The organism is Geobacillus sp. Manikaran-105 (assembly GCF_002809955.1).
Classification (GTDB): domain Bacteria; phylum Bacillota; class Bacilli; order Bacillales; family Anoxybacillaceae; genus Geobacillus; species Geobacillus thermophilus.
Map to the genome: position 1 here is coordinate 1 of NZ_PIJG01000116.1, position 2,034 is coordinate 2,034.

Annotated in this window: 2 protein-coding genes; both read left to right on the plus strand. The window is 32.9% G+C overall.

Going from position 1 to position 2,034, the window contains the following annotated elements; genetic code table 11:
* The first annotated feature begins 106 nt into the window (after window positions 1–106).
* Entirely contained in the window at window positions 107–1,303 is a 1,197-nt protein-coding gene (locus CV945_RS16730) for an ATP-grasp domain-containing protein (protein ID WP_021322226.1), read from the plus strand.
* On the plus strand, window positions 1,282–2,019 hold the full coding sequence (locus CV945_RS17155; RefSeq protein ID WP_157807576.1) for an ABC transporter substrate-binding protein: 738 nt from the start codon (window positions 1,282–1,284) through the stop codon (window positions 2,017–2,019). The genes CV945_RS16730 and CV945_RS17155 overlap by 22 nt, the downstream gene beginning before the upstream one ends.
* Window positions 2,020–2,034: the final 15 nt, after the last annotated feature.

Consider the following 2,034-nt stretch of genomic DNA (forward strand, 5'->3'; position numbering starts at 1 on the left):
AACTGAAAAAGGATGTAAGAGATTTTGTCGAAAAATATTTTTTGGACACCCCTGAGGGGCCGAAAAGCCTTGATAAATCAACATTTCTAGAGGGAGGAGAAAGAAATTGGCAGTATTGATACTAAACAGATTTCCGATTAATGTTGCAAAATACAAAGAATGGCTTGAAGATTATAACAGTGAAATATATTTGTTCACTAATGAGAGATTTTCAGATCAATTTGTAGGATTTGATATAAAGAAATCTTATAAAAAGTTTCAAGATAATGGTTTGGTAGATTATGACGCAATTGAGTTATATGAACAAAATCCGTATGATGCAATAATAGCTTTAGATGAAACAGAAATTGTTAGAGCAGCTAGACTAAGAGAGAGATTTAATCTAAGAGGTCAAAATATGAAAAGTGCACTTGCCTTCAGAGATAAAGTTATTATGAAGGACTACGTTTCTAGCGCCGGATTAAAAACGCCTGCGTATAAAAAAATTGAAAGCTCAGTAGATTTATATGACTTTGAAAAGACACACGGTTATCCTTTTATTATCAAACCGGTAGATGGAATGGCATCAAAAAGTGTAAGTGTAATAAAAAACCATCAAGAGCTAAAATTATATTTAGAAAAAGGAATACCAAAAGATATGATGGTAGAAACTTTTATAAAAGGGACAATGCACAATGTTGATGGAATAATTTCCGATGGAAAAATAGCTTTTATTTCAGTGGGACAATATCTAGATGATGCACTCAGTTTTAAAAAAGGTTCTTCGTATACTTTATTACCACCTAATCACAGTTTATTTAAAAGAATAAAATATTTTACTGAAGAAATAATTAAATCATTACCCACTCCGAATTTTACACCATTCCATTGTGAAATTTTCCATACAGAAAATGATGAATTAGTTTTTTGTGAGATTGCTTCAAGAGTCGGAGGTGGACGACTTGATGCCGCTATAAATGAGGCGTATGGAATAGATTTATATAGGATATGGGTGAGAAATGAGTGCTCATTACCTATAGAAATCCCCTCGACAGTAGAACTAAAAAGTTTAGTAGGTGGAGTCTTTATCCCTTCGAAAAATGGTAAATTATTGTCCAGGCCATCTAAAATTCCATTTGATTGGGTAGTATTGTATGATCCTTTCGGAAATGAGGGTGAAACTTTTAATAATCCTAACTCTGTAATTGATTCTATAGCAATAGTACTGGTGAGGGGAAATACATTAAAAGAAGTAGAACAACGAATATTCATTATAAGAGATTGGTTCGAAGAGAACGTTGTATGGGGGTTAATGGAAAAATGATGTCGATAAGCTATAAATATTTCAAAATTTTGTTAATATTTATAGTACTATTATTGGCATCTTGTTCTTCTAAGCAAAGTAAACCCAATCTAGATAAAAAAAGTATAAGCTTAACAATCGGATATCAAACTCCTACGGCTCAGACGTGGGGCGCTACAATTATTAAAAATCAAAAGATTTTTGAAAAGAAATTATTAGAGATGTATCCAGATGCGGAAATTGAAATACAATGGTTTAACTCATCATCAGGTGTTCCACTTGTAAATGCTATGTCTTCAGGTAAAGTACAAATAGCATTCCTTGGTGATATGCCTGCTTTATTAGCTGGTGCCAAGTCGGTTGAGCTAGAACAATTAGATGCGAAAATAGTAGCTATTGATGGAAAAGGAAAAAACGGGATGAATCAAAGCATAATAGCTCCAATTGATGGCATTAATGATATTAGTCAGTTAAAGGGGAAAGAGGTTTCTGTCCCCTACGGATCAAGCGCACACAAAATGCTTTTACAGACTTTAAAGTCTAATAACTTGTTAAATAAAGTAACTATAATAGATCAATCTGTAGCTGTAGGATTAGAAAATGTAAATACAGGAACTGTAGATGAGCAAATTCACTTACATAAATTGACAACTAAACAAAAAAGGAGACATGAACCCGATTCCTTGGTTAGAATAGATGTACCACCAACTATCCACAAGGAGGTTCATGTCTCATGAATAAATTAGCACATC

Coding starts and splice junctions, on each gene's coding strand:
- CV945_RS17155 (WP_157807576.1), top strand. CDS start 1,282: ATGGGGGTTAATGGAAAAATGATGTCGATAAGCTATAAATATTTCAAA.